At 71.1% G+C, this 22,217-nt stretch carries 17 protein-coding genes and 1 tRNA gene; 8 read left to right on the forward strand and 10 right to left on the reverse strand.

All coding sequences use genetic code 11. The features are described from left to right. Positions 1-73 precede the first annotated feature (73 nt). The 5 genes from MED01_RS22560 to argS all read right to left on the reverse strand — a co-directional run bounded on the left by MED01_RS22560 (position 74) and on the right by argS (position 9,054). Positions 74-3,352 carry an efflux RND transporter permease subunit gene (locus MED01_RS22560; RefSeq protein WP_238670549.1) on the reverse strand — a complete coding sequence of 1,093 codons (3,279 nt, stop codon included), beginning with the start codon at positions 3,350-3,352 and terminating at the stop codon, positions 74-76. Positions 3,353-3,492: 140 nt separating this feature from the next. Then, positions 3,493-4,542 carry a threonine synthase gene (gene thrC, locus MED01_RS22565; RefSeq protein WP_238670550.1) on the reverse strand — a complete coding sequence of 350 codons (1,050 nt, stop codon included), beginning with the start codon at positions 4,540-4,542 and terminating at the stop codon, positions 3,493-3,495. Positions 4,543-4,680: 138 nt separating this feature from the next. After that, complete coding sequence (locus MED01_RS22570) at positions 4,681-5,991, reverse strand: homoserine dehydrogenase (RefSeq protein ID WP_238670587.1); 1,311 nt, start codon at positions 5,989-5,991, stop codon at positions 4,681-4,683. Positions 5,992-5,999: 8 nt separating this feature from the next. After that, positions 6,000-7,385, reverse strand: a complete 1,386-nt coding sequence (gene lysA / locus MED01_RS22575) for a diaminopimelate decarboxylase (protein ID WP_238670551.1) — start codon at positions 7,383-7,385, stop codon at positions 6,000-6,002. A gap of 1 nt (position 7,386) precedes the next feature. Then, positions 7,387-9,054 (reverse strand): arginine--tRNA ligase, encoded by a 1,668-nt coding sequence (gene argS / locus MED01_RS22580; RefSeq protein ID WP_238670552.1) that lies wholly within the window; start codon positions 9,052-9,054, stop codon positions 7,387-7,389. A gap of 97 nt (positions 9,055-9,151) precedes the next feature. Between argS and MED01_RS22585 the strand changes: the two genes are divergently transcribed. The 5 genes from MED01_RS22585 to MED01_RS22610 all read left to right on the forward strand — a co-directional run bounded on the left by MED01_RS22585 (position 9,152) and on the right by MED01_RS22610 (position 12,881). Further along, complete coding sequence (locus MED01_RS22585; protein WP_238670553.1) at positions 9,152-9,955, forward strand: thioredoxin-like domain-containing protein; 804 nt, start codon at positions 9,152-9,154, stop codon at positions 9,953-9,955. 8 nt (positions 9,956-9,963) lie between these two features. Next, a complete protein-coding gene (locus tag MED01_RS22590) occupies positions 9,964-10,632 on the forward strand; it encodes a DUF305 domain-containing protein (protein ID WP_238670554.1) in 669 nt (222 codons plus the stop codon). Positions 10,633-11,477: 845 nt separating this feature from the next. After that, positions 11,478-12,170: a winged helix-turn-helix domain-containing protein gene (locus MED01_RS22600; RefSeq protein WP_238670588.1), complete on the forward strand. Its 693-nt coding sequence runs from the start codon at positions 11,478-11,480 to the stop codon at positions 12,168-12,170. Between the two features lie 90 nt (positions 12,171-12,260). Next, a tRNA-Arg gene (locus tag MED01_RS22605) sits at positions 12,261-12,335 on the forward strand. A gap of 87 nt (positions 12,336-12,422) precedes the next feature. After that, positions 12,423-12,881, forward strand: a complete 459-nt coding sequence (locus tag MED01_RS22610; protein WP_238670555.1) for a hypothetical protein — start codon at positions 12,423-12,425, stop codon at positions 12,879-12,881. A 10-nt stretch (positions 12,882-12,891) separates the two neighbouring features. On the opposite strand, the gene MED01_RS22615 is transcribed toward MED01_RS22610, so the two are convergent. The 5 genes from MED01_RS22615 to MED01_RS22635 all read right to left on the reverse strand — a co-directional run bounded on the left by MED01_RS22615 (position 12,892) and on the right by MED01_RS22635 (position 18,715). Next, positions 12,892-15,273, reverse strand: coding sequence for an ATP-binding cassette domain-containing protein (locus MED01_RS22615; protein ID WP_238670556.1), 2,382 nt, complete (start codon positions 15,271-15,273; stop codon positions 12,892-12,894). 29 nt (positions 15,274-15,302) lie between these two features. Then, positions 15,303-15,713 (reverse strand): VOC family protein, encoded by a 411-nt coding sequence (locus MED01_RS22620; RefSeq protein WP_238657381.1) that lies wholly within the window; start codon positions 15,711-15,713, stop codon positions 15,303-15,305. 5 nt (positions 15,714-15,718) lie between these two features. After that, on the reverse strand, positions 15,719-16,168 hold the full coding sequence (locus tag MED01_RS22625; protein ID WP_238670557.1) for a helix-turn-helix transcriptional regulator: 450 nt from the start codon (positions 16,166-16,168) through the stop codon (positions 15,719-15,721). A 71-nt stretch (positions 16,169-16,239) separates the two neighbouring features. Continuing rightward, the gene (locus MED01_RS22630; RefSeq protein WP_238670558.1) at positions 16,240-17,199 is read right to left on the reverse strand and encodes a DNA polymerase domain-containing protein; all 960 of its coding nucleotides are present in this window, start codon (positions 17,197-17,199) and stop codon (positions 16,240-16,242) included. A 31-nt stretch (positions 17,200-17,230) separates the two neighbouring features. Further along, complete coding sequence (locus MED01_RS22635) at positions 17,231-18,715, reverse strand: MFS transporter (RefSeq protein ID WP_238670559.1); 1,485 nt, start codon at positions 18,713-18,715, stop codon at positions 17,231-17,233. A gap of 73 nt (positions 18,716-18,788) precedes the next feature. On the opposite strand from MED01_RS22635, the gene MED01_RS22640 reads away from it, so the two are divergent. From MED01_RS22640 to MED01_RS22650, 3 genes are all read left to right on the forward strand, one after another. Continuing rightward, positions 18,789-19,223 (forward strand): winged helix-turn-helix transcriptional regulator, encoded by a 435-nt coding sequence (locus MED01_RS22640; RefSeq protein WP_238670560.1) that lies wholly within the window; start codon positions 18,789-18,791, stop codon positions 19,221-19,223. 100 nt (positions 19,224-19,323) lie between these two features. Continuing rightward, complete coding sequence (locus MED01_RS22645) at positions 19,324-19,911, forward strand: TetR/AcrR family transcriptional regulator (protein WP_238670561.1); 588 nt, start codon at positions 19,324-19,326, stop codon at positions 19,909-19,911. Beyond that, positions 19,911-22,163: an MMPL family transporter gene (locus tag MED01_RS22650; protein ID WP_238670562.1), complete on the forward strand. Its 2,253-nt coding sequence runs from the start codon at positions 19,911-19,913 to the stop codon at positions 22,161-22,163. Before MED01_RS22645 ends, MED01_RS22650 begins: the two co-directional genes overlap by 1 nt. Positions 22,164-22,217 lie beyond the last annotated feature (54 nt).

The raw sequence follows: 22,217 nt of genomic DNA on the forward strand, positions 1-22,217 counted from the left end.
AGTGTTTTCGGTCGAATGACCTGGAACGCCCCCGACGAAAATCCGCCGGGGGCGTTCCGAAGCGCGCTGCGACCTACTCGGTCGGCTCCGCCGGAGGCAACGGCGAGGTACGGCTACGCGGCAACCGCAGCACCTCGAACTGGTCCGTGCCCTCCACCAACGCGGCCGACGGCGCGGGTCGCCCGGCCGGCTGCACACCCTCGGCAGCGACCGGGGCGGGCGCGCCGCTCGGCACCGCGACCTGGTTCGGCGCCGGCACCTCGTCGGTCTCCGTCGTGGTCACCGCCGACCCTCCGGAACGACGCCGTGCACGCCGAGCCCGCAGCGACTCCTTGGTGTGCTCCACCATCGTGTAGAGCGTCGGCACCAGGATCAACGTGAGCAGCGTCGAGCTGAGCAGACCACCGATCACCACGACCGCCAGCGGCTGAGAGATGAAGCCGCCCTCACCAGTCAGCCCGAACGCCATCGGCAGCAGCGCGAAGATGGTCGCCACCGCCGTCATCAGGATCGGGCGCAGCCGGCGACGGCCACCTTCGACCACCGCCTCCCGGACCCCCATGCCCTGCGCCCGGTACTGGTTGATCAGGTCGAGCAACACGATCGCGTTGGTCACCACGATGCCGACCAGCATCAGCACACCGATCAGTGCCGGAACACCGAGCGGCGTCCCGGTGACCAACAGCAGACCGATGGCACCGGTCGCCGCGAACGGGATGGAGATCAGCAGGATCAACGCCTGGGTGAGGCTGCGGAACGTGGCCACCATGATCAGGAAGACGATGGCGATCGCGGCCAGCACCGCCAGACCCAGGTCCGCGAAGGCATCCGCCTGATCCGCGCTGACACCACCGATGGTGAAACTCGCACCCGGCACGTTGATGCCGTCCAGCCGCTTCTGCAACTCCTGGCTGGTCGCGCCCAGGTTCGACCCGGTCGCCGCGCCGGTCACCGACACACTGCGCTCACCGTCGATCCGGGTGACCTGCTGCGGGCCTTCGCCCTGGGTGACCTGCGCGATGTCGCCCAGCTTGACCGGACCAACAGGCAGCGCGCGCAGCTCCTCCACTGTCATCGGCGGCTGCGTGCCCAACCGCAGCACCACGTTCTGCTGCTGGCCGTCGAGCGCTACCTGACCCAGCGGCGCTCCCCGGAACGCCTGCGACACGAGCTGCCCCACGGCGGCCTCGGTGAGCCCGACCCGACCGGCCGCGACCCGGTCGACCGCCACGTCGACCCGCGGTACCCGCGCTGCCAGGCTGGTGGAGACGTCCTCGACGTCCGGGACGCCGTCCATCGCGGCCCGCACCTCCTCGGCGGCCCGGGTCAGCGTCTCCGGGTCGCTGGCCTGGACGATCACCTCCAGCTGGCTGGTCGACGCCTCCTGCCCGCCACCGAAGCTGATCTCACCCACACCGGCGCCGAGCTTGTCGAACTCCTTGCGCAGCACCTCACGCATCTGCTTCGCGTCGGTGTCACCGTCGAGCGCCAGCGACCAGCTGGCGACGTTGTTGCCGCCGCCGCCCGCCCACGGGTTGTCCCCACCGCCGGCTGTCACCTGGTACGTCTCGACACCGTCGGTGCGGGACAGCACCGACTCGACCTGCTTGGCCGCCGCGTCGGTGGCCGCCAGGCCGCTGCCGGCCGGCAGTTCCTGGCTCATGTTGAGGGTGTCCTGGCCGGAGTCGTCCAGGAAGTTGGTCTCCAACTTCTGTGCCAGACCGAACGTGCCGAAGAGCACCAGCAGGCCGAGCCCGACGGTGATCCAACGGGTCGACCGCTTGCGGGTGGCGAACCCGATCACGGGCAGGTACGCCCGCTGCAACGGGCTGCGCAGCTCCTTCTCCTCCGCGGCGTGCCGTACCGCCTCGTCGTCAGCGGTGCCGCCGCGCGGCTTGAGGAACCAGTACGCGAGGACCGGGATCACTGTCAGCGACACCAGCAGCGAGGCGAGCAGAGCCACCGTCACGGTGATCGCGAACGGCGCGAAGAGTTGGCCCACGAACCCGCCGACCAGCGCGATCGGCGCGAACACCGCCACCGTGGTGAGCGTGGACGCGGTCACCGCACCGGCGACCTCCCGGACGCCGGTGATGATGGCGTGCCGTTTCTCCTCGCCGTACTCCAGATGTCGTTTGATGTTCTCCAACACCACGATCGAGTCGTCGACCACCCGACCGACCGCGATGGTCAACGCGCCGAGGGTGAGCAGGTTGAGCGAGTAGTCACCGATCCACAGGGCGATCAGCGCCACCAGCACGGAGAGCGGGATGGAGACCGCGGTGACCACCGTCGAGCGCACCGACAGCAGGAAGACCAGGATGACGATGACCGCCATCACCAGGCCCAGCAGGCCCTCCGTGGTCAACGACTCGATCGACTTCTCGACGAACGGCGCCTGGTCGAAGACCACTGTCAGCTCCGCGCCGGAGGCGTCCTTCAGGTCGTCGAGCCGGTCCCTGATCTCGTGCGAGATCTCCACGGCGTTGCCGTCCGGCGAGGCCGTGACCGCGATGCCGAGGCTGTCCTTGCCGTTGGTCCGGGTGATCGCCGTGGCCGGTGCGAGCTGCTGCTCGACCGTCGCCACGTCACCGAGGCGAACCGGTGCCGCGGCCGGGGCGACAACGATGCCGCGCAGCTCCTCCAGGGTGGCGATCGGCGTTCCGACCTGCACCGGGAGGGCCAAGGCGCCGTCGGTCACCGCGCCGGCCGGAACCGCCACGCCGTTGGTCTTCAGCGCCGCGCCGATCGCCGTCGGCTGGATCTTCGCGGCGGCCAGCTTCGCCGGGTCCGGGGTGATCACCACGACGTTGTCGCGGGTGCCGGTCACCTCGACAGTGCGTACCCCCTCGATGCCCTCCAGCTCCGGCACCACGGTCGCGCGCAGCTTCTCGGCGAGCGCCCGCTCGTCCGCCGCGCCGGCCGCGGCCAGCACCACCGCCGGCAGGTCGTCGGTGCTACCCGCGATGACCTGCGGGTCGACGCCCTCCGGCAGTTGGGCGTCGATCCGGCTCAACGCGGTCTGCATCTTGTTGACCACGTCGTCGAGGTCGGTGCCGAACTCGTACGTCACCTGGACGGTGGCCGCCCCCTCGCGGGAGGTGGAGGTGACCTGGTCCAGCCCCGGGATGCCCTGGAGGGCGTTCTCGATCGGCTCGGTCACCTGCGACTCGACGATCTCGGGGCCGGCGCCGGGGTAGGGAGCCACGATGAACGCGGCCGGGAACTCGAGCGACGGCAGCAGTTGCTGCTTCAGCGACGGCACGGCGAACACTCCGAACACCGTGGTCACCACCGCGATGAGGGCAATCAGCCCTCGGTTGGCGAGGCTGAATCTGGCGAGCAGCGACATCGGCCTGGCTCACTCCTGAACGAGAATGCGGGCGGGGATACCCGAAAGTGTGCCGGACTCGCATACCTCGGCCCCCGCCGCCCCCGGACCGTCGCGCCGTCCAGTCACCCGCCGCCGATCACCACCCGGAGGTGGCGCGCTCAGGCCAGGTCGAGGGCGCGCGCCGCAGCCAGCGGGTCGTTCGCGATGGTCACCGGCGCCGGCGCAGTGGAGATCGCCCATTCCGGGTCCTTCAGCCCGTGGCCGGTCACAGTGCAGACCACAGTGGAACCGGGCGGCACCGCGCCCGCCGCGGCCTGCTGCAGCAGGCCGGCCACGCTGGCCGCGCTGCCCAGCTCGACGAAGACCCCCACCTCACGGGCGAGCAGACGGTACGCGGAGAGGATCTCCCGGTCGGTCACCGACGCGATCAGGCCACCGGAGGCGTCCCGGGCGTCCAACGCCTTCGTCCAGCTGGCCGGGTTGCCGATCCGGATCGCGGTGGCGATGGTGGACGGCTCCGGCACCACCTGGCCGGTCACGATCGGGGCCGCCCCGGCGGCCTGGAAGCCGTACATCTTCGGGGCGCGGGTGGTGGCGCCGGCGGCCAACTCCTCCGCGTATCCCATCCAGTACGCGGAGATGTTGCCGGCGTTGCCGACCGGCAGGCAGTGGATGTCGGGCGCGTCACCGAGCGCCTCGACGATCTCGAAGGCGGCGGTCTTCTGGCCGTGCAGCCGGTCGATGTTCACCGAGTTGACCAACGCGACCGGGTAGTCCTGGGCGAGCTTGGCGGCCGTCGCGAGGCAGTCGTCGAAGTTGCCGTTCACCTGCAGCAGCTTCGCGCCGTGCACCAGCGCCTGGGCCAGCTTGCCCAGCGCGATCTTGCCCTGCGGCACCAGCACGGCGCAGGTCAACCCGGCGCGGGCCGCGTACGCCGCGGCGGAGGCGCTGGTGTTGCCGGTAGAGGCGCAGATGATGGCCTTGTTGCCGGCCTCGACCGCCTTGGACACCGCGAGGGTCATCCCCCGGTCCTTGAAGGAGCCGGTCGGGTTGGCGCCCTCCACCTTGAGGTGCACGTCGCAACCGAGCCGGGCGGACAGCACCGGCGCCGGCAACAGCGGGGTGTTGCCCTCGTGCAGCGTGACGACCGGCGTGGCCGCAGTGACCGGCAGCCGATCCCGGTACGCCTCGATCAGACCCCGCCACATGTCGCTCTCCTCGCTTCTACCGCTGCGCCCACCCGATATCAGGGCCACCTTGGACCAGCCCGCTGGAGTGGTCAATGGCACACCCCCGCCTACCCACCTGGCGGGACGCGCGAGCCGTTCCGTCGATGATGCAACGACTCAGGCGTCGCCCTCGACCCGCAGCACACTGGTCACCGACCGGACAATGTCCAGACCGCGCAGCTCGCCGACTGTCGCGGCGAGCGCGGCGTCCGGTGCCACATGCGTGACGATGACCAGCTCGGCGTCGCCGTCGCGGCCCGCTGGCCCGCCCGCCGAGCCCTGCCGCACCGTCGCGATCGACACGTCGTGCCGGGCGAAGACGCCCGCCACCGAGGCCAGCACACCCGGGCGGTCGGCCACGTCGAGGCTCACGTGGTAGCGGGTCAACGCCTCACCCATCGGCCGTACCGCGAGGGCCGCGTACGCGCTCTCGCTGGCCGCGCGGACCCCGGCGAGCCGGTTGCGGGACACCGCGACCACGTCACCGAGCACCGCGCTGGCGGTGGGTGCGCCACCGGCGCCCCGACCGTAGAACATCAACTGCCCGGCCGCGTCCGCCTCCACGAAGACCGCGTTGAACGCGTCCCCGACGCTGGCCAGCGGGTGGCTGCGCGGGATCATCGCCGGGTGCACCCGGACGCTGACCGTCTCCCGGCCGGTGGGGTCGACACCCCGGGCCGCGATGCAGAGCAGTTTGATCGTGCAGCCCATCGCCTGGGCGCTGGCCATGTCCGCGGCGGTCACCTCGGTGATGCCCTCGCGGTGCACGTCGGCGGCGCCGACCCGGGTGTGGAACGCCAGCGAGGCGAGGATCGCCGCCTTGGCCGCCGCGTCGAAGCCCTCCACGTCGGCGGTCGGATCGGCCTCCGCGTACCCCAGGGCTGTGGCCTCTTCGAGGGCCTCGGCGAAGCCGGCGCCGGTCGCGTCCATCGCGGAGAGGATGAAGTTGGTGGTGCCGTTGACGATGCCGGTGACCCGGTTGATCCGGTCGCCGTGCAGCGACTCCCGTAGCGGGCGCAGCAGCGGGATGGCCCCGGCCACTGACGCCTCGTAGTAGAGGTCGCCGCCGCCCTCGGCCGCCGCCTCGTGCAGGGCCACGCCGTCCTCGGCGAGCAGCGCCTTGTTGGCGGTGACCACGCTCTTGCCGGCGCGCAGCGCCTCGACCAGCCAACTCCGGGCCGGTTCGATGCCACCGACCACCTCGATCACCACGTCCACGTCGTCGCGCTTGATCAGGCCAAGCGCGTCGGTGGTGAAGAGGTCCTCGTCGACCGGCAGGTCACCCCGGTCGCGGCCGAGCCGACGGACGGCGATGCCGGCGATCTCCAGCGGGGCGCCGATCCGCGCGGTGAGGTCGGCCGACTGCTCGTGCAGCAGCCGGACCACCTCCTGGCCGACAGTGCCACAGCCGAGCAGCGCCAAGCGCACAGGTGACGTCATCCAACATCCAATGCGAGCAGGTCCTCTTCGGTTTCCCGCCGGACGATCAGGCGCGCCTGGCCGTCGCGCACCGCGACCACCGGTGGCCGGGGCACATGGTTGTAGTTGCTGGCCATGCTTCGGCAGTACGCACCGGTGCCGGGCACTGCTACAAGATCTCCGGGCTGCACGTCGGCGGGCAGGAATTCATCCTTCACCACGATGTCCCCGGACTCACAGTGCTTTCCCACCACGCGGGCGAGCAACGGCTGCGCGGTCGACGCCCGCGAGGCCAGCGTCGCCGAATAGGTCGCGTCGTAGAGGGCGGTGCGGATGTTGTCGCTCATCCCGCCGTCGACGCTGACGTACGTCCGGAGGCCGTCGAGGTCCTTCACCGTGCCGACCTCGTAGAGGGTGAACACGGCCGGCCCGACGATGGCCCGGCCCGGCTCGATCGACAGGCGCGGCACTGCCAGGTTCTCCGCGGCGCACTCCGAATCGACGATCCTCCGAAGCCGCTTGGCCAGATCCTGCGGGGTCGCCGGGTCGTCCTGGGTGGTGTACGCGATGCCGAAGCCGCCGCCCAGGTCCAGCTCGGGCAGCTCCACCCCGCGCGCGTCGCGGATCTGCGCCTGCAGGGCGAGCACCCGCCGGGCCGAGACCTCGAAGCCGCTGGCGTCGAAGATCTGCGAGCCGATGTGCGAGTGCAGCCCGCGCAGTTCCAGCACACCCTCGTCGAGGATCTTGAACGCGGCGTTCGCGGCGGCGCCGCCGGCCAGCGAGAAGCCGAACTTCTGGTCCTCGTGGGCGGTGGCGATGAACTCGTGGGTGTGCGCCTCGACGCCCACAGTGACCCGGACCAGCACCCGGGGCCGGACCCCGCGCTCGCGGGCCAGCGCGGTGAGCCGGTCGATCTCGGTGAACGAGTCGACGATGATCCGGCCCACGCCCGCGTCCAGCGCCCGGCCCAGCTCGGCGACCGACTTGTTGTTGCCGTGGAAGCCGATCCGCTCCGGCGGCATCCCGGCCGACAGTGCGGTGGCCAGCTCGCCACCGGTGCAGACGTCCAGGTGCAGCCCCTCCTCGGCGATCATCCGGACCACCGCCCGGCAGAGGAACGCCTTGCCCGCGTAGAACACGTCCTCGGTCGGGAAGGCCGCCCGGAAGTCGCGGCAGCGCGAGCGCAGGTCGGCCTCGTCGAGGACGTACACCGGGGTGCCGAACTCGGCTGCGATGTCGCTGACGCTCAGGCCCGCCACAGCGACCGCGCCGTCGGCGCCGCGGGTCACCGACCGCGGCCACAGCGCCGGCACGAGGGCGTTGACGTCGGCCGGGGTACGCAGCCAGGCGGGCCCCTGGTTGCTGATGTCCGCGTGCAGCGCACCAGCCTCGTGAGCCCTCATGTCACATCCTCTCGGGTGCGGAGACGCCGAGCAGGAACAGGCCGTTGGCGACGACCGTGCGGGTGGCGTCGTTGAGCCAGAGCCGGGCCCGGTGCAGGTCGGTGATCTCCTCGTCGCCGCGCGGCAGGACCCGGCAGTCGTCATAGAACCGGTGGTAGGACGGCGCGATGTCCTCCTCCAGGTAGCGGGCCACCCGGTGCGGCTCGCGCAGCTCGGCGGCCGTCGCTACCACCGCCGGGAACTGGGCGAGCGCCTTGAGTAGCGTGTTCTCCTTCTCGTGGTCGAGCAGCTCGGGGCGGAACGCGTCGGCGTCCCCCCGAACCAGCCCCACCTCGGCGGCGTTGCGGGCCACACCCGCCGTCCGGGCGGCCACGTACTGCACCTTGTAGACCGGGTTGTCGTTCTTGGCCTTGGTCCACAGCTCGATGTCGATGTCGATCGGCGAGTCGCTGGAGTACCGGGCCAACGCGTACCGGGAGGCGTCCACGCCGATCGCCTCGACAAGGTCCTCCAGGGTGATCACGGTGCCGGCCCGCTTGCTCATCCGCATCGGGGCGCCGTCGCGCAGCAGGTTGACCAGCTGCCCGATGAGGATCTCCAGATTGCGCTCCGGGTCGTCGCCGAAGCAGGCGGACATCGCCTTCATCCGGCCGATGTAGCCGTGGTGGTCGGCACCCAGCATGATCACGACCCGCTCGAAGCCGCGCTCGCGCTTGTCCAGGTAGTAGGCGCAGTCAGCGGCGAAGTACGTCCACTCGCCGTTGGACTTGCGCAGCACCCGGTCCTTGTCGTCGCCGAAGTCGGTGGTGCGCAGCCAGGTGGCGCCCTCGGACTCGTAGAGGTGCCCCTGCTGGCGCAGCCGGGCCAGGGCGAGGTCCAGCTCACCCCGGTCGTGCAGGTCCTTCTCGTTGAAGTAGGTGTCGAACTCCACCCCGAAGTCGCGCAACGAGGTGCGGATCTCGTCGAACATCAGCGCGACGCCCTCGACCCGGAAGACCTCCTGGGCGGCGTCGTCGTCGAGCGAGCGCACCTCCGGCCGGCGGGCCTGCACCTCGGCGGCGATCTCGGCGATGTACGCCCCGCCGTAGCCGTCCTCCGGCGCCGCCTCGCCCTTGGCGGCGGCGAGCAGCGACCGGGCGAACCTGTCGATCTGCGAACCGGCGTCGTTGAAGTAGTACTCAGTGCCGACGTCGGCGCCGGTGGCCCGCAGCAGCCGGCTCAGCGCGTCACCGACGGCAGCCCAGCGGACCCCGCCGATGTGCACCGGCCCGGTCGGGTTGGCCGAGACGAACTCCAGGTTGATCTTCTCGCCGGCGAGCCGGTCGCTGCGGCCGTACTCCGCGCCGGTCTCGACGATCACCCGCGCGAGCTGACCGGCCGCGGCGGCGTCGAGCCGAATGTTCAGGAAGCCCGGCCCGGCGATATCCACCGATTTGACCCCCGCCGCCCGACCCAGCTCATCGGCCAGGGCCGTCGCCAGCTCCCGGGGCGGGACGCCCACCTTCTTGCTCAACTGCAGCGCGAGCGTCGAGGCGTAGTCGCCGTGCTCGGGGTTGCGCGGTCGCTCCACCACCGTGCTCGCCGGCAGCGCGGCGCGGTCCAGCCCACGCTGCTCGAAGACGGCGTGGGCGGCGGCAAGGACGACCGAGGCTAGTTCTGCAGGAGTCACCCAACCATGTTATCGGGGGTAGACTCGGGCACTCGGCGGCTCCCCTGCGCGTCATCCGGCCCGCCACTCCCCTGACCGACCGACTTGACGAGGCACGATGAGCATCAGCACCCCGGGTGGCCCTGAGCGCCGCCCGACCGTGGTCAGCACCGGCAAGAAGCCGGCTGCGGGCCGGCCGGCGTCCGGCGCCAAGGCCGGTTCCGGCAAGCCGACGGGCTCCCCCCGGGCCGGGGGCAAGGGCCCGCGCAAGCCGGTCACCCCGGTCAAGGTGAGCCAGGGCCGCGCGTGGGGGCCGATCGCGCTCTTCGTCGCGGTCGGCGTGCTCGCGGCCGGCATCATCGGCTATGGCGCCTGGGCGTCGTTCCAGGGCTCCAAGCCGTGGGACAAGCGGGCCAACGCCATCGACGGCATCGCCAACATCCGCAAGTCCGACCCGGACAGCCTCAAGTACGAGTCGCACAAGTCGGGCCCGCTGACCTACAAGTACTCGCCGCCGGTGGGCGGGGTGCACAACGCCGCCTGGCAGAACTGCATGGGCGACGTGTACGACGCCCCGATCGCCAGCGAGCACGCGGTGCACAGCCTGGAGCACGGCGCGGTGTGGATCACCTACCGCCCGGACCTGCCCAAGGACCAGGTCGACAAGCTCGCCGGCAAGGTGCGCGGCGTCGAGAAGATGCTGATGAGCCCGTACGAGGGCCTGGACAAGCCGATCTCGCTGCAGGCCTGGGGCTACCAGCTCAAGGTCGACAACGCCGACGACTCGCGGGTCGACGAGTTCATCAAGGACCTGCGGGTGAACGCCTCCGTCGAGGGCCCGACGGCGCTCTGCAACACCGGCATCACCGCCACCGGCACCACGCCACGTGAACTCCAGCAACAGCAGCAGCCCACCCAGTAAGGACGGCAATGACCGCTCCGGCAACCACCGACAGCGAGTACGACGAGATCCCGGCCGCCCCGGACGAGGGCGGCCGGGCCCCGGCGTCGCGCTACGGCGTGCTGGCGCTCGCCATCATGCTGGTGGTGGGGCTCCTCCTCGGGTACGCGGGCGGTCTGCTCACCCCGCGGCTCACCCGACCCGGTGACGCCTCGGTCGAGGCGGGCTTCGCCCGGGACATGACGACCCACCACGCGCAGGCGGTGGAGATGAGCCTGATCGCGTACCGGTCGGCGACCCTCCCCGAGGTGCGGCAGATCGCCGTGGACATCGCCACCGGGCAGCAGGGCGAGATCGGCGCCATGCAGACCTGGCTGCGCGAGTGGGGTCTCAGCCCGACCGGGTCGAACCCGCCGATGTCGTGGATGTCCGACGGGGCCACCGTCAAGGACGGCCTGATGCCGGGCATGGCCACGCCGCAACAGATGACCGCCCTGCGCGACGCCCAGGGCATCGAGGTCGACAGGCAGTTCCTGACCCTGATGTACAACCACCACCTCGGCGGCATCCACATGATCGACGCGGCGCTCGGCGCGACAGACAACGCCGAGGTGGTGCGGGTGGCGAACACCATGAAAGCCACTCAGCAGACCGAACTGAACAACCTCCGGCAGCTCCAGGCGCAGGCCAAGGGCTGACCGACCGGACGGGCACCCGGCCCGCGTCCCCGCCGAACCGTGGCGGCGACGCGGGCCGCACCATGTCACCACCAGTGCCCCCAACCCGCGTCCCCACCAACCCGCCCCCGGCTCGCCCTCAGCCCAGCCCAGCCCTGTTCCCGGCCTGGCCCCTGCCCGGCCCGCCCAGCCCTGGCTCGACCCCCGACCTGGCCTGGCCCCGACCTGGCCTGGCCCCGACCCGGCCTGGCCCCGACCTGGCTCGACCCTCGGCCTGGCGCGGCCCTGGTCCGGCCCGGCTCGGCTCGGCCCCGGCTCGGCTCGGCCCCGGCTCGGCCCCCAGGCCTTGATCGACTCGGCTTTCAGAAAACCGCGCCATCCCCGCAACCGGGACACCCCGACCTTCAGGAACCCGAGTCGATCAAGGCCGGCGGACCGCCACTGCGTGACCGAACTCAACCCGCCTCGGCCCGACCCGACTCGACCCCGGCCCGACCCGACTCGACCCCGGCCCGACCCCCGCCCGACCCCCACCCAGCCCGGCCCGACCCCCACCCAGCCCGGCTCGATCCCGCCCACCCCGGCTCGATCCCGCCCAGCCCGGCTCGATCCCGCCCAAACCCGCGCTGGGCCAACCCCCAGGCCTTGATCGACTCGGCTTTCAGAAAACCGCGCCGTCCGCCCGACCGGGACACCCCGACCTTCAGGAACCCGAGTCGATCAGGGCGACTACACACGTCGTGTATGACCTGAACGCCCCTCTCGTCCCTTGTGGGCGTTTTGCGTGGCACAGGCGATTACGTTGCTTAGAGAGTTTTCTCCCCACATATCGTGACCAGTTGCGATTCGGGCTCGTTGCCCAAGACGTGGGGGTTGCACTGAGAGACGCACGGCGTTCGGTCACCAGTTGGTGCCGACGCCACACCATCGGTGGTGACGGGGCGGTGGCAGCCGTCCGTCGCGGACAGCGGCAGGGCGAGCCGGGAATGCTCAGCCGCGAACAGGAACTCGAATTGATCGACACGCTGCGGGGCGTCCATCCCGACGAGTTCGGCCTGGACGAGGAGTTGTGGACGCGGCAGAGCCTCACCACGCTCATCCAACGGCGCTTCGAGCTGCCGCTGGACACTGGCGCGGTCGGGGCGTACCTGCGGGCCTGGGGGTTGGGTCCGCGGGAGCCGCGCGAGCGGGCCTGCGGGCTCTGCGTCAGCGCGGTCGAGCGTTGGGTCCGCAGCGAGTACCCGGGGATCACCCGGGCCGCCCAGGAGCACCTCGCGGAGGTCTACTGGATCGGGCGGGTCCGGCTGCGCGGCACGATGCCGGCCGCCGACGTGATCTCCGCTGTCTCGTCCCGCGGTCGGGTGCGCTTCATGATCACTACGCCGACGGTGGACCCGCCGCTCCCCCGCGACTTCGTGCTGCGGCTCAGTGGCGAGGAGCAGCGCACCGTCCACCTGATCGTGGACGGGTCCTGGCCGCGCAACGAGTGGCCGCGCCGGCTCCCTCGGCGAATCGTCCTGCACCCGCTGCCCAGTTGCGGGCGGGCGGTAGCCGCCTGAGCGCCGGGTGGGCCGGTCCGACACGATCGGCCCACCCGATACCGATTCGGCGTACGCAGGGGAGGTTTGCTAGTCTTCTCCAGTCGCTGAGCCCCCGTAGCTCAGGGGATAGAGCACCGCCCTCCGGAGGCGGGGGCGCAGGTTCGAATCCTGCCGGGGGCACCAAGATTGACCAGCACGACAGGCTCCTGACCCAGAAATTCGGTCAGGGGCCTTCATCGTTTTGGCGGAGCACAGGCCAGAATGTCGATCATGCTGTTTCTCGGTCTGCTCCTCGCCGCGCTGGGTGGGGCGGTCATGGCGACACTCCTCACCGTCCGTGGGTTCCGCGCGACGTTCAGGAAGAGCGAACGGTCGGGTCGCTTGCGCACTGCGGCGCTGCTCCTCGGTGCGGGTGCCGTCGCCCTGTACGCATGGGGTCTGCTCCACCTCGGTTACGCGGTGATGCAGGCCGAGGACGGTGGCGCCGGATCCGCCCCGGTCGGGCCCTGTCGCCGGGCCGGGCCACAGGTGGCGAGCCTGGTCGTCGGTTACGACGTCAGCTTCCTACCGCTGCACTTCGAGTGCCGCCTCAGCGGTGGCGGCGCCTACGTGACCTCGTCCGTGCCCGGGTACGTCACCCCGGCCACTGTCGGCCTCGGTCTGGTCGCCGCCACCTGCGGAGTCCTCGCCAACACGACGGCACGCCGCGTCCAACCACCGGTGGCGTGAATGGCGGCCGTCAGGTGCCGACGTACGCCGCCAGGTGCTCGCCGGTGAGGGTGGAGCGGGCGGTGACGAGGTCTGTGGGCGTGCCCTCGAAGACGATCCGCCCACCGTCGTGGCCTGCGCCGGGGCCGATATCGATGATCCAGTCGGCGTGCGCCATGACCGCCTGGTGGTGCTCGATGACGATCACCGACTTGCCGGAGTCGACAAGGCGGTCGAGCAGGCCGAGCAGTTGCTCGACGTCGGCAAGGTGCAGGCCGGTGGTCGGCTCGTCGAGGACGTAGACGCCGCCCTTCTCAGCCATGTGGGTGGCCAGCTTGAGCCGTTGCCGCTCCCCGCCGGAGAGCGTCGTGAGCGGCTGCCCGAGGCTCAGATAGCCGAGCCCGACGTCGGCGAGCCGGTCGAGGATGGCGTGCGCCGCCGGCGTACGGGCCTCGCCTGCGCCGAAGAACTTCTCGGCCTCCGTCACCGACATGGCGAGCACCTCGCTGATGTCGCGACCACCGAAGCGGTATTCCAGCACCGATGCCTGGAACCGCTTGCCCTCGCAGTCCTCGCAGGGGGCGGCGACGCCCGCCATCATCCCCAGGTCGGTGTAGATGACGCCAGCGCCGTTGCAGCTCGGGCAGGCACCCTCGGAGTTGGCGCTGAACAGCGCCGGCTTCACCCCGTTGGCCTTCGCGAACGCCTTGCGGATCGGGTCGAGCAACCCGGTGTACGTGGCCGGGTTGCTGCGCCGTGAGCCACGGATCGCGCCCTGGTCGATGGAGACCACGCCCGCGCCGGCCGGTATCGAGGAGTGCACGAGCGAACTCTTGCCGGAGCCGGCGACGCCGGTCACGACGACGAGCACCCCGAGGGGTACGTCGACGTTGACGTCCTGGAGGTTGTTGGCAGTGGCGCCCCGGATCTCCAGTTTGCCGGTGGGTGTCCGGACCGTCTCCTTGAGGGCCGCCCGGTCGTCGAGGTGGCGGCCGGTGATGGTGCCGCTGGCCCGCAGACCTTCCACTGTGCCCTCGTAGCAGACGGTCCCGCCCTCGGTGCCGGCGCCGGGGCCGAGGTCGACGACGTGGTCGGCGATGGCGATGGCCTCCGGCTTGTGCTCCACGACCAGGACGGTGTTGCCCTTGTCGCGCAACTGGAGCAGCAGCTCGTTCATTCGTTGGATATCGTGCGGGTGCAGCCCGATCGTCGGCTCGTCGAAGACGTAGGTGACGTCGGTGAGCGAGGAGCCGAGGTGGCGGATCATCTTGGTGCGCTGCGCCTCACCGCCGGAGAGGGTGCCCGACGGTCGATCGAGCGACAGGTAGCCCAGCCCGATCTCCTCGAACGAGTCGAGGAGGTGTTGCAGGCCGGCCAGCAACGGGGCCACCGACGGGTCTTCGATCCCGCGTACCCAGGCGGCCAGGTCGCTGATCTGCATCGCGCACACGTCGGCGATGTTCAGGCCCTTGATCTTCGACGACAGGGCCTCCTTGCTGAGCCGGGTGCCGGCACAGTCGGGGCAGGTCGTGAAGGTCACCGCGCGCTCCACGAAGGCGCGGATGTGCGGCTGCAACGCGTCGATGTCCTTGGCGAGGAAGGACTTCTGGATCGACGGGATCAGGCCCGCGTACGTCAGGTTGATCCCATCGACCTTGATCTTGGTCGGCTCCCGGTGGAGCAGGTCGTGCAGCTCCCGCTTGGTGAACTTGGCGATCGGCTTGTCCGGGTCGAAGTAGCCGCAGCCCCGGAAGATCCGGCCGAACCAGCCCTCCATGCTGTAACCCGGGATGGTGATCGCGCCCTCGTTCAGCGAGAGGTTGTCGTCGTAGAGCGCCGACAGGTCGATGTCGGTCACGGCACCCCTGCCCTCGCACCGCGGGCACATGCCACCGAGTCGGTTGAAGGTCGCCTTCTCGGTCTTCGTCTTGCCGACGCCGCGATCGACCGTGATCGCCCCGGTCGCCTTCACCGAGGGAACATTGAAGGAGTACGCGTTGGGCGGGCCGATGTGCGGCTGCCCGAGCCGGCTGAACAGGATGCGCAGCATCGCGTTGGCGTCGGTGGCGGTGCCGACGGTGGAGCGGGAGTTGGCGCCCATCCGCTCCTGGTCCACGATGATCGCCGTGGTCAGGCCATCCAGCAGGTCAACCTCGGGTCGCGCCAACGTCGGCATGAAACCCTGCACGAAGGTGCTGTAGGTCTCGTTGATCATCCGCTGGGACTCGGCAGCGATGGTGCCGAACACCAGCGAGCTCTTGCCGGAGCCGGAGACACCTGTGAACACCGTCAGCCGCCGCTTCGGGATCTCGACGCTGACGTCCTTGAGATTGTTCACCCGCGCGCCCTGCACCCGGATCAGGTCGTGGCTGTCGGCGACGTGCGGCGCGGACGGCTGGATGGCCGTGCTCATCGTCTCTCCATCTGTCGGGCGCGCGGGACTCAGCGCACTTCCTGAATGCGGACCATATTGCCGGCCGGGTCCCGGAAGGCACAGTCGCGCACGCCGTACGGCTGCTCGGTCGGCTCCTGGACGACCTCGGCGTCGCTGGCCTCCAACTTGGCGAAGGTGGCGTCGAGGTCGGTGGTGGCGAGGTTGACGCCGAAGTAGCTGCCCTTGGCCATCAACTCGAGGATGGTCTGCCGCTCGTCGTCGGTGATGCCGGGGTTGGCGGCCGGCGGGTGCAGGACGATGGCGGTGCTGGGTTGGCCGACCGGCCCGACCGTGATCCACCGCATTCCCTCGTACCCGACGTCGAGGCGGACCTCGAAACCGAGGATGTCGCGGTAGAAGACCAGCGAGGCCTCCGGGTCGGTGTGCGGCAGGAAACTCGAATGAATGGTGATGTCCATGCTGGTCACGCTAGTTGCGCCTCGGTGACCTGCGCTTCTCGATTCCTGACCGGTCTGGTCACCTGCTTCGCCACGCACGACGGCATCCCCGCCGTGGCCTGCGCCGCCTGCCGCCGGTAGACGCTGGGTGGCACACCCACCAGCTCGGTGAAGCGGGTGCTGAAGGTGCCCAACGACGAACAACCGACAGCGAAACAGACATCGGTGACGCTCAGGTCACCACGGCGCAGCAGGGCCATCGCCCGCTCGATCCGTCGGGTCATCAGGTAGCTGTACGGAGATTCGCCATAGGCGAGCCGGAACTCGCGGCTGAGGTGCCCGGCCGACATGTGCGCGCCGCGGGCGAGCGCCTCGACGTCCAGCGGAGACGCGTACTCCCTGTCGATCCGGTCGCGGACCCGGCGCAGCCGCGCCAGGTCGGCCAGTCGCTGGGTCGCGTCGGATTTGCTGCTCACCTGCGAAATCGTGCCACAACCCACCGACAATCGACCGCTCGCCGGGCGCGAGCGGAGGCCGACGAGCCTGGTCAGCCGGCCTCGCGGCGGGCGCGGGCCCGGCGCTTCCCCTCGTGCATGGCCTGCACCCGGGCCACCGGGATGGTCCGGCCCTCGGCGACCAGATCGGCGGGGAGCTGTTGCGGTGCCGGCATCAGCGCGGCCCACGGGTCGCCGTCGGCGAGCAGTGCTGGCGCGGTCCGGATGGTGAAGTCGGCGGGGGTCACCTCGGTCAGCTCCGCCCAGTCGACAGGGAACGAGACCGGCATCCCTGGCCGCAGCCGGGGGCTGTACGCGGCGGCCACTGTCGCTCCACCCGCCCGGGTGGCGTCCACGAAGACCCGGCCACCCCGGTCCTCCTTGATGTAGGCAGTGGTGGCCAGCGCCGGGTCGAGCCGCTCGGCGCGGACGGCGAGTGCCCGGGTGGCGGCGGCCAGCTCCTCGGCCGTTGGTTCGTCGGTCACCGGTACGAAGACGTGCACGCCCTTGGCGCCGCTGGTCTTGACGGCACCGGCCAGGCCGGCGTCGGCGAGCGCCTGACGGACCAGCAGTGCGGCGTCGACAGCCGCGCGGAACCCGTCGCCGTCCGGCGGGTCCAGATCGAGGATCAGGTGGGTCGGGCGGTACAGATCCGCCACGGTGGCCAACGTCGGGTGGTACTCCACGGCCCGCTGGTTGGCGAACCAGAGCAGGGTGCGGCGGTCGTCGCAGAGGGCGTACGAGATCTCCCGGTGTGACGCCTCCGCCCAGACCGGCGCCCGGCGGACCCAGTCCGGGGTGTAGCGGGGCAGGTTCTTCTGCATGAACGGCGGCTGGCCGGGGCGGACCCTGATCACCGACAGCGGCCGGCCCCGCAGTTGCGGGAGGATCCGGTCCCGGACCGCGTCGAGGTAGTCGACCAGGTCACGCTTTGTCGCGCCGTCGCGGTCGGACAGCGGCTGGTCCAGGTTGGTCAGGGCCACGCCGTCCCGGGTCTCGTCAGCCTCGCTCACCCGACCACCCTCCCGGCCTGGATGCCGTCGGTCAACCGGACGCGGCGCTTCGGTACGGATCGATTCCGACGCCCACCCCGGGCGGGCCTGACGGGTCGGTGGCCGACGACGGCCGGGCCGGGCGTCGGGGCACCGTGGTCAGCGCCACCAGCCACGCGGCGACCACCAGACCGGCGGCCACGGCGAACGCGGTCCGGTAGCCGCCGGCGAGCGCGGCGGTCTCGGCCCAGCCGGCGGCCCTCAGCGCGTCGCTGCGGGTGGCCGCCAGGGTGGCCAGCGCGGCCAGGCCGACCGCTCCGCCGACCTGTTGGGTGGTGTTGGCAAGGCCGGAGGCGAGCCCGGCGTCGGTGTCGGTCGCGCCGGCCATGGCCACCGTGGTGACCGCCGGCAGGGTCAGGCCGCCGGCCACCCCGAAGATCAACATCGCGGGGAGTACGTCAGCGACGTAGGCGCCGTCGGAGGGCAGCCGGGCGAGCAGGAGGAAGCCGACGGTCGCCACGCCGAGCCCGACCAGCAGAACCATGCGGGCACCGAAGCGGGCGACCAGCCGACCGGCCAGGCCGAGCGAGACCACGGCGATCACGACAGGGGTGGGCAGGAAGGCCCAGCCGGTCGCGGCGGCGTCCAGCCCCAGCACCAGTTGCAGCTCCACGGCGAGCAGGAACTGGAATCCGAAGTACGCGCAGACCATGAGGAACTGCACGGCGTTCGCCGCCACCAGGCCCGGGACGCGCAGCACCCGGGGCGGCACCAGCGGGGTCGCCGCCACCCGCTGGCGCAGCGCGAACCCGCCGAGCAGCAGCGCCGCGAGGGCCACCGCGCCGAGCGTCCGGGGGTTGGTCCAGCCGTGCTCGCCGGTGCCGACGATGCCCAGCACGGCGGCCATCAGACCGGCGGTGGCGAGCAGCGCGCCGGGCAGGTCCAGGCCGGCCCGCAGGCCGATCCCTCGTTCGGCCGGGATTCGGCGGAGGGCCGCGATGAGGATGGCCGCCCCGATCGGCACGTTGACCAGGAAGATCGTCCGCCACCCGGCGGCCTGGGTGAGCACCCCTCCGGCGACAGTCCCGACCGACGCGCCGGCCGCGCCGGTGAAGCTGAAGACGGCGATGGCGCGGGCCCGCTCGGCCGCTTCCGGGTAGAGCCGGACGATCATGCCGAGGCTGACCGCCATGGCCAGCGCACCGCCGACGCCCTGCCCGAACCGCGCGCCCACCAGCACTGCCGGCCCGCTGGCGACCGCGCAGGCCAGCGAGGCCGCTGTGAACAGCGTGACCCCGGCCAGGAAGACCCTGCGCCGGCCCAGCAGGTCACCGAGCCGGCCGGCGAGCAGCAGCAGTCCGCCGAACGCGACAAGGTAGGCGTTCACCACCCAGGCCAGGCCGGCGGCGCTGAAGCCCAGGTCGCGTTGGATGGCGGGCAGCGCCACCGCGACGACTGTGCCATCCAGGATGATCATCAGGCTGCCGGCGCAGAGCACCAGCAACGCCGGCCAACGGGATGGGACGACACGTTCCACGAATCCTCCTTGGTGCACGATTTGTTACCGAGGTCATCGTCTGTGACCATGAGGCGGAGCGGAAGGAGGCACTTTGATGTCCCAGAGGAACAGCGATGTGTCCGCGCTGGTCGAGGCCGAGTTGACCTGCTCAGCCGGGAACGTGCCGTTCACCCCCGGTCAGGCTCGGGCGTGCACCGTCCGCGAGGTGCTCGACCGGGTCGGCGGCAAGTGGAGCATCGGCATCCTGGTGGCCGCCTCGCACGGGCCGGTGCGCTTCACCGAGCTGGAGCGGCACATCGAGGGGATCAGCCGCCGGATGCTCACGCTGACCCTGCGCAACCTGGAGCGGGACGGCCTGCTGCACCGCACTGTCTACCCGACCGTCCCGCCCAAGGTCGAGTACACCGCCACCCCGATGGCCCTGGAGCTCTACGAGTCGCTGGTGGCGCTGACCAGCTGGGCCGAGCGGCACCGGCGGGCCATCGCCGAGGCCCGGACCAGGTACGACACCCAGCACACCCGATAAGCCGCCAAGGGGTGTGGTGAACGCCACCGCTTCCATCTGACCGATCGGTCAGGGTCTGACCGATCGGTCAGGCATGCTGGTCTGCGGGAGGTGGACCGGCATGGTCAGAGCGGTACCCGACACGCACGGCGAGATCCTCGCCGCCGCGGCGCGGCAGTTCACTGTGAGCGGATACCGGGGCACCTCCCTGCAGGACATCGCCCGGGAGGTCGGCTGTTCCAAGGCCACGGTGCTCTACCACTTCGCCAACAAGGAAGCCCTGCTCGCCGAACTGATGGCACCCGCGATCGCTGTGCTCCGCAACCTCGACGACCAGCTCAACGGCCTGACCGGAGCGGCCGCCCAGGAGGTCGCCGCACAGGGCTTCGTCGACCTCGCGGTCCGGTTCCGGCAGGAGATCGCGGTACTGCGCGGCGAGTTCCCGGAGCTGCTGTGCCAGCCGGCCTTCGCGCACATCCAGGAGATTTCAGACCGGCTGCGGGACGCGTTGGCCGGGCACTCCGACCGGCCGGGCGCCCGGATCGCCGCGCTGGTCCTGCTCGCCGGCATCTCCGAGGCATGCGCCGAGTTCGCCGACATCCCCGACGACGAACTGCGCCTCGGCCTGCTCACCCTCGCCCGGCGGGCCGTCGAACCCGTCGACGCACCACTGCCCCATCCACCCACGACCGAGGACAAGGACTCCTGATGGCCACCCTGCTCTACCGGCTCGGCCGGGGCGCGTTGCGCCGGCGACGGCTCGTCGTCGCGCTCTGGCTCGTCGTACTCGTCGTCGCCGGCCTGGCCGCGGCGACCCTGCGCGGCCCGACGGCGAGCAACTTCACCATGCCCGGCACCGAAAGCCAGCGCGCGCTCGACCTGCTGGCCGACCAGTTCCCCGCAGCCAGCGGCGCCACCGGCACCATCGCGGTCAAGGCGCCCGCCGACGGCCAACTGGCCACCCCGCAGGGTCAGGCAGTGGTGCAGGAACTCGTCCAGCAGGCCTCGGCACTGCCCGGCGTGGTCGGCGCGGTCAACCCGCTCCAGGTCGGCGCGGTCTCACCCAACGGCCGGTACGCGCTGGTCCAGGTCCAGTTCGCCACTGGCGGGGACGACGTGACCGACGAGCAGCGCACCGCGTACGAGCAGGTTGGCGCGGCGGCCAAGGCGCAGGGCTGGCAGGTCGCCCCCGGCGGTGAGGTGCTCGGCGGCGAGCCGGAGATCGGCTCCACCGAGGCGCTCGGCGTGCTTGTCGCCGCGATCGTCCTGATCATCACGTTCGGTTCCCTGGTCGCCGCCGGCATGACGATGCTCAACGCGCTGATCGGCGTGGGCGCCGGCATGGCCGGACTGTTCGCGCTGAGCGGCGCCGTCCAGCTCACCAGCACCGCGCCGATCCTGGCGCTGATGCTCGGTCTCGCTGTCGGCATCGACTACTCACTCTTCATCACCTCCCGACACCGGCAGAACCTGCTCGACGGCCTGTCCCCGGAGGAGGCGGTCGGCCGGGCCGTGGGTACCGCCGGCTCGGCAGTGGTCTTCGCCGGCGCCACAGTGGTCATCGCCCTGGCCGGGCTCGCCGTGGTCGACATCCCGTTCCTCACCGTGATGGGTCTCGCCGCCGCCGGCACTGTCACCGTCGCCGTGCTGGTCGCCATCACCCTCCAGCCGGCGCTGCTCGGCTTCGCCGGTCGCCGGGTGCTCCCCCGCCGGCTGCGCTCCGTTCCCACCGACGGCACCGCCGCCGACGGCACCGTCGCCGACGAGGACGACTCGGACGTCACCGACCGGCCCGCCGCGGCCAAGACCACGACCACGACCACGACCGAGGAGCGCAACCGGTTCGGTTTCCGCTGGGCGCGACTCGTCACCAGGTTCCGCGTACCGGTCATCCTGGTCGGCCTGCTCGGCCTGGGGCTGCTCGCGCTGCCCACGCCGGACATGCGGCTGGCCCTGCCGGGCGCAGCGACGGCCGCCGTCGGCTCACCCGCCCGGGTGGCGAACGACCTGACCGTCGAGGGCTTCGGGGCGGGCTTCACCGGCCGGCTCGCGGTGGTGGTCGCCGGTGACACGCCACAGGCCACCTCGGCCGCCGTGCCGCAGGTCACCGCCCTGCTCCAGCGCACCGAGAACGTCCTCGCGGTGGCGCCGCCCCAGCTCAGTCCGGACGGCCGGACCGCGCTGCTCGGCGTGGTCCCGAAGACCGGCCCGACCGACGAGGCCACCGAGACCCTGGTGCACGACATCCGTGGCGCGGTGAGCGGAATCCCCGACGCGGACGTGCTGCTCACCGGCGTCACCGCCATCGGCATCGACGTATCCGAGAAGCTCTCCGACGCGCTACCGATCTACCTGCTGCTGGTGGTCGGTCTCTCGGTGCTGCTGCTGATGCTGGTGTTCCGTTCGCTGCTGGTGCCGATCAAGGCAGCGCTGGGCTTCCTGCTCACCGTCGCCGCCACGTTCGGCATCACGGTGGCCGTCTTCCAGCAGGGACACCTCGCCGACCTCGTCGGCCTGGACACGCCCGGCCCGCTGATCAGCTTCCTGCCGATCCTGCTCATCGGCATCCTGTTCGGGCTCGCCATGGACTACGAGGTGTTCCTGGTCTCCCGGATGCGGGAGGACTTCGTCCACGGTGAGACCGCCCGACAGGCCACCATCAGCGGCATGGGGCACGGCGCACGGGTGGTCACGGCCGCCGCGCTGATCATGATCTCGGTCTTCGGGGGCTTCGTCTTCCTGGAGGACCCGGTGATCAAGTCGATGGGCTTCGCGCTCGCCATCGGCGTCGCCATCGACGCGTTCGTGGTCCGGATGACAATCGTCCCGGCGGTGATGTCGCTGCTCGGCGACCGCGCCTGGTGGCTGCCGCGCTGGCTCAACCGCGTCCTGCCCAACGTGGACATCGAAGGCGAGGGCCTGCGGACCCACCTCGAAGACCGCACCCCCACGCACGTCTGACCCGCACCACCCCGGTCGATCATGGAGTTGTGGTGCCCGTCGTGCCCCGATCAG

The organism is Micromonospora alfalfae (assembly GCF_022230925.1).
GTDB classification, from domain to species: domain Bacteria; phylum Actinomycetota; class Actinomycetes; order Mycobacteriales; family Micromonosporaceae; genus Micromonospora; species Micromonospora alfalfae.

Coding starts and splice junctions, on each gene's coding strand:
- MED01_RS22560 (WP_238670549.1), bottom strand. CDS start 3,352: ATGTCGCTGCTCGCCAGATTCAGCCTCGCCAACCGAGGGCTGATTGCC.
- thrC (WP_238670550.1), bottom strand. CDS start 4,542: ATGTGGCGGGGTCTGATCGAGGCGTACCGGGATCGGCTGCCGGTCACT.
- lysA (WP_238670551.1), bottom strand. CDS start 7,385: ATGAGGGCTCACGAGGCTGGTGCGCTGCACGCGGACATCAGCAACCAG.
- MED01_RS22585 (WP_238670553.1), top strand. CDS start 9,152: ATGAGCATCAGCACCCCGGGTGGCCCTGAGCGCCGCCCGACCGTGGTC.
- MED01_RS22590 (WP_238670554.1), top strand. CDS start 9,964: ATGACCGCTCCGGCAACCACCGACAGCGAGTACGACGAGATCCCGGCC.
- MED01_RS22610 (WP_238670555.1), top strand. CDS start 12,423: ATGCTGTTTCTCGGTCTGCTCCTCGCCGCGCTGGGTGGGGCGGTCATG.
- MED01_RS22615 (WP_238670556.1), bottom strand. CDS start 15,273: ATGAGCACGGCCATCCAGCCGTCCGCGCCGCACGTCGCCGACAGCCAC.
- MED01_RS22620 (WP_238657381.1), bottom strand. CDS start 15,713: ATGGACATCACCATTCATTCGAGTTTCCTGCCGCACACCGACCCGGAG.
- MED01_RS22645 (WP_238670561.1), top strand. CDS start 19,324: ATGGTCAGAGCGGTACCCGACACGCACGGCGAGATCCTCGCCGCCGCG.
- MED01_RS22650 (WP_238670562.1), top strand. CDS start 19,911: ATGGCCACCCTGCTCTACCGGCTCGGCCGGGGCGCGTTGCGCCGGCGA.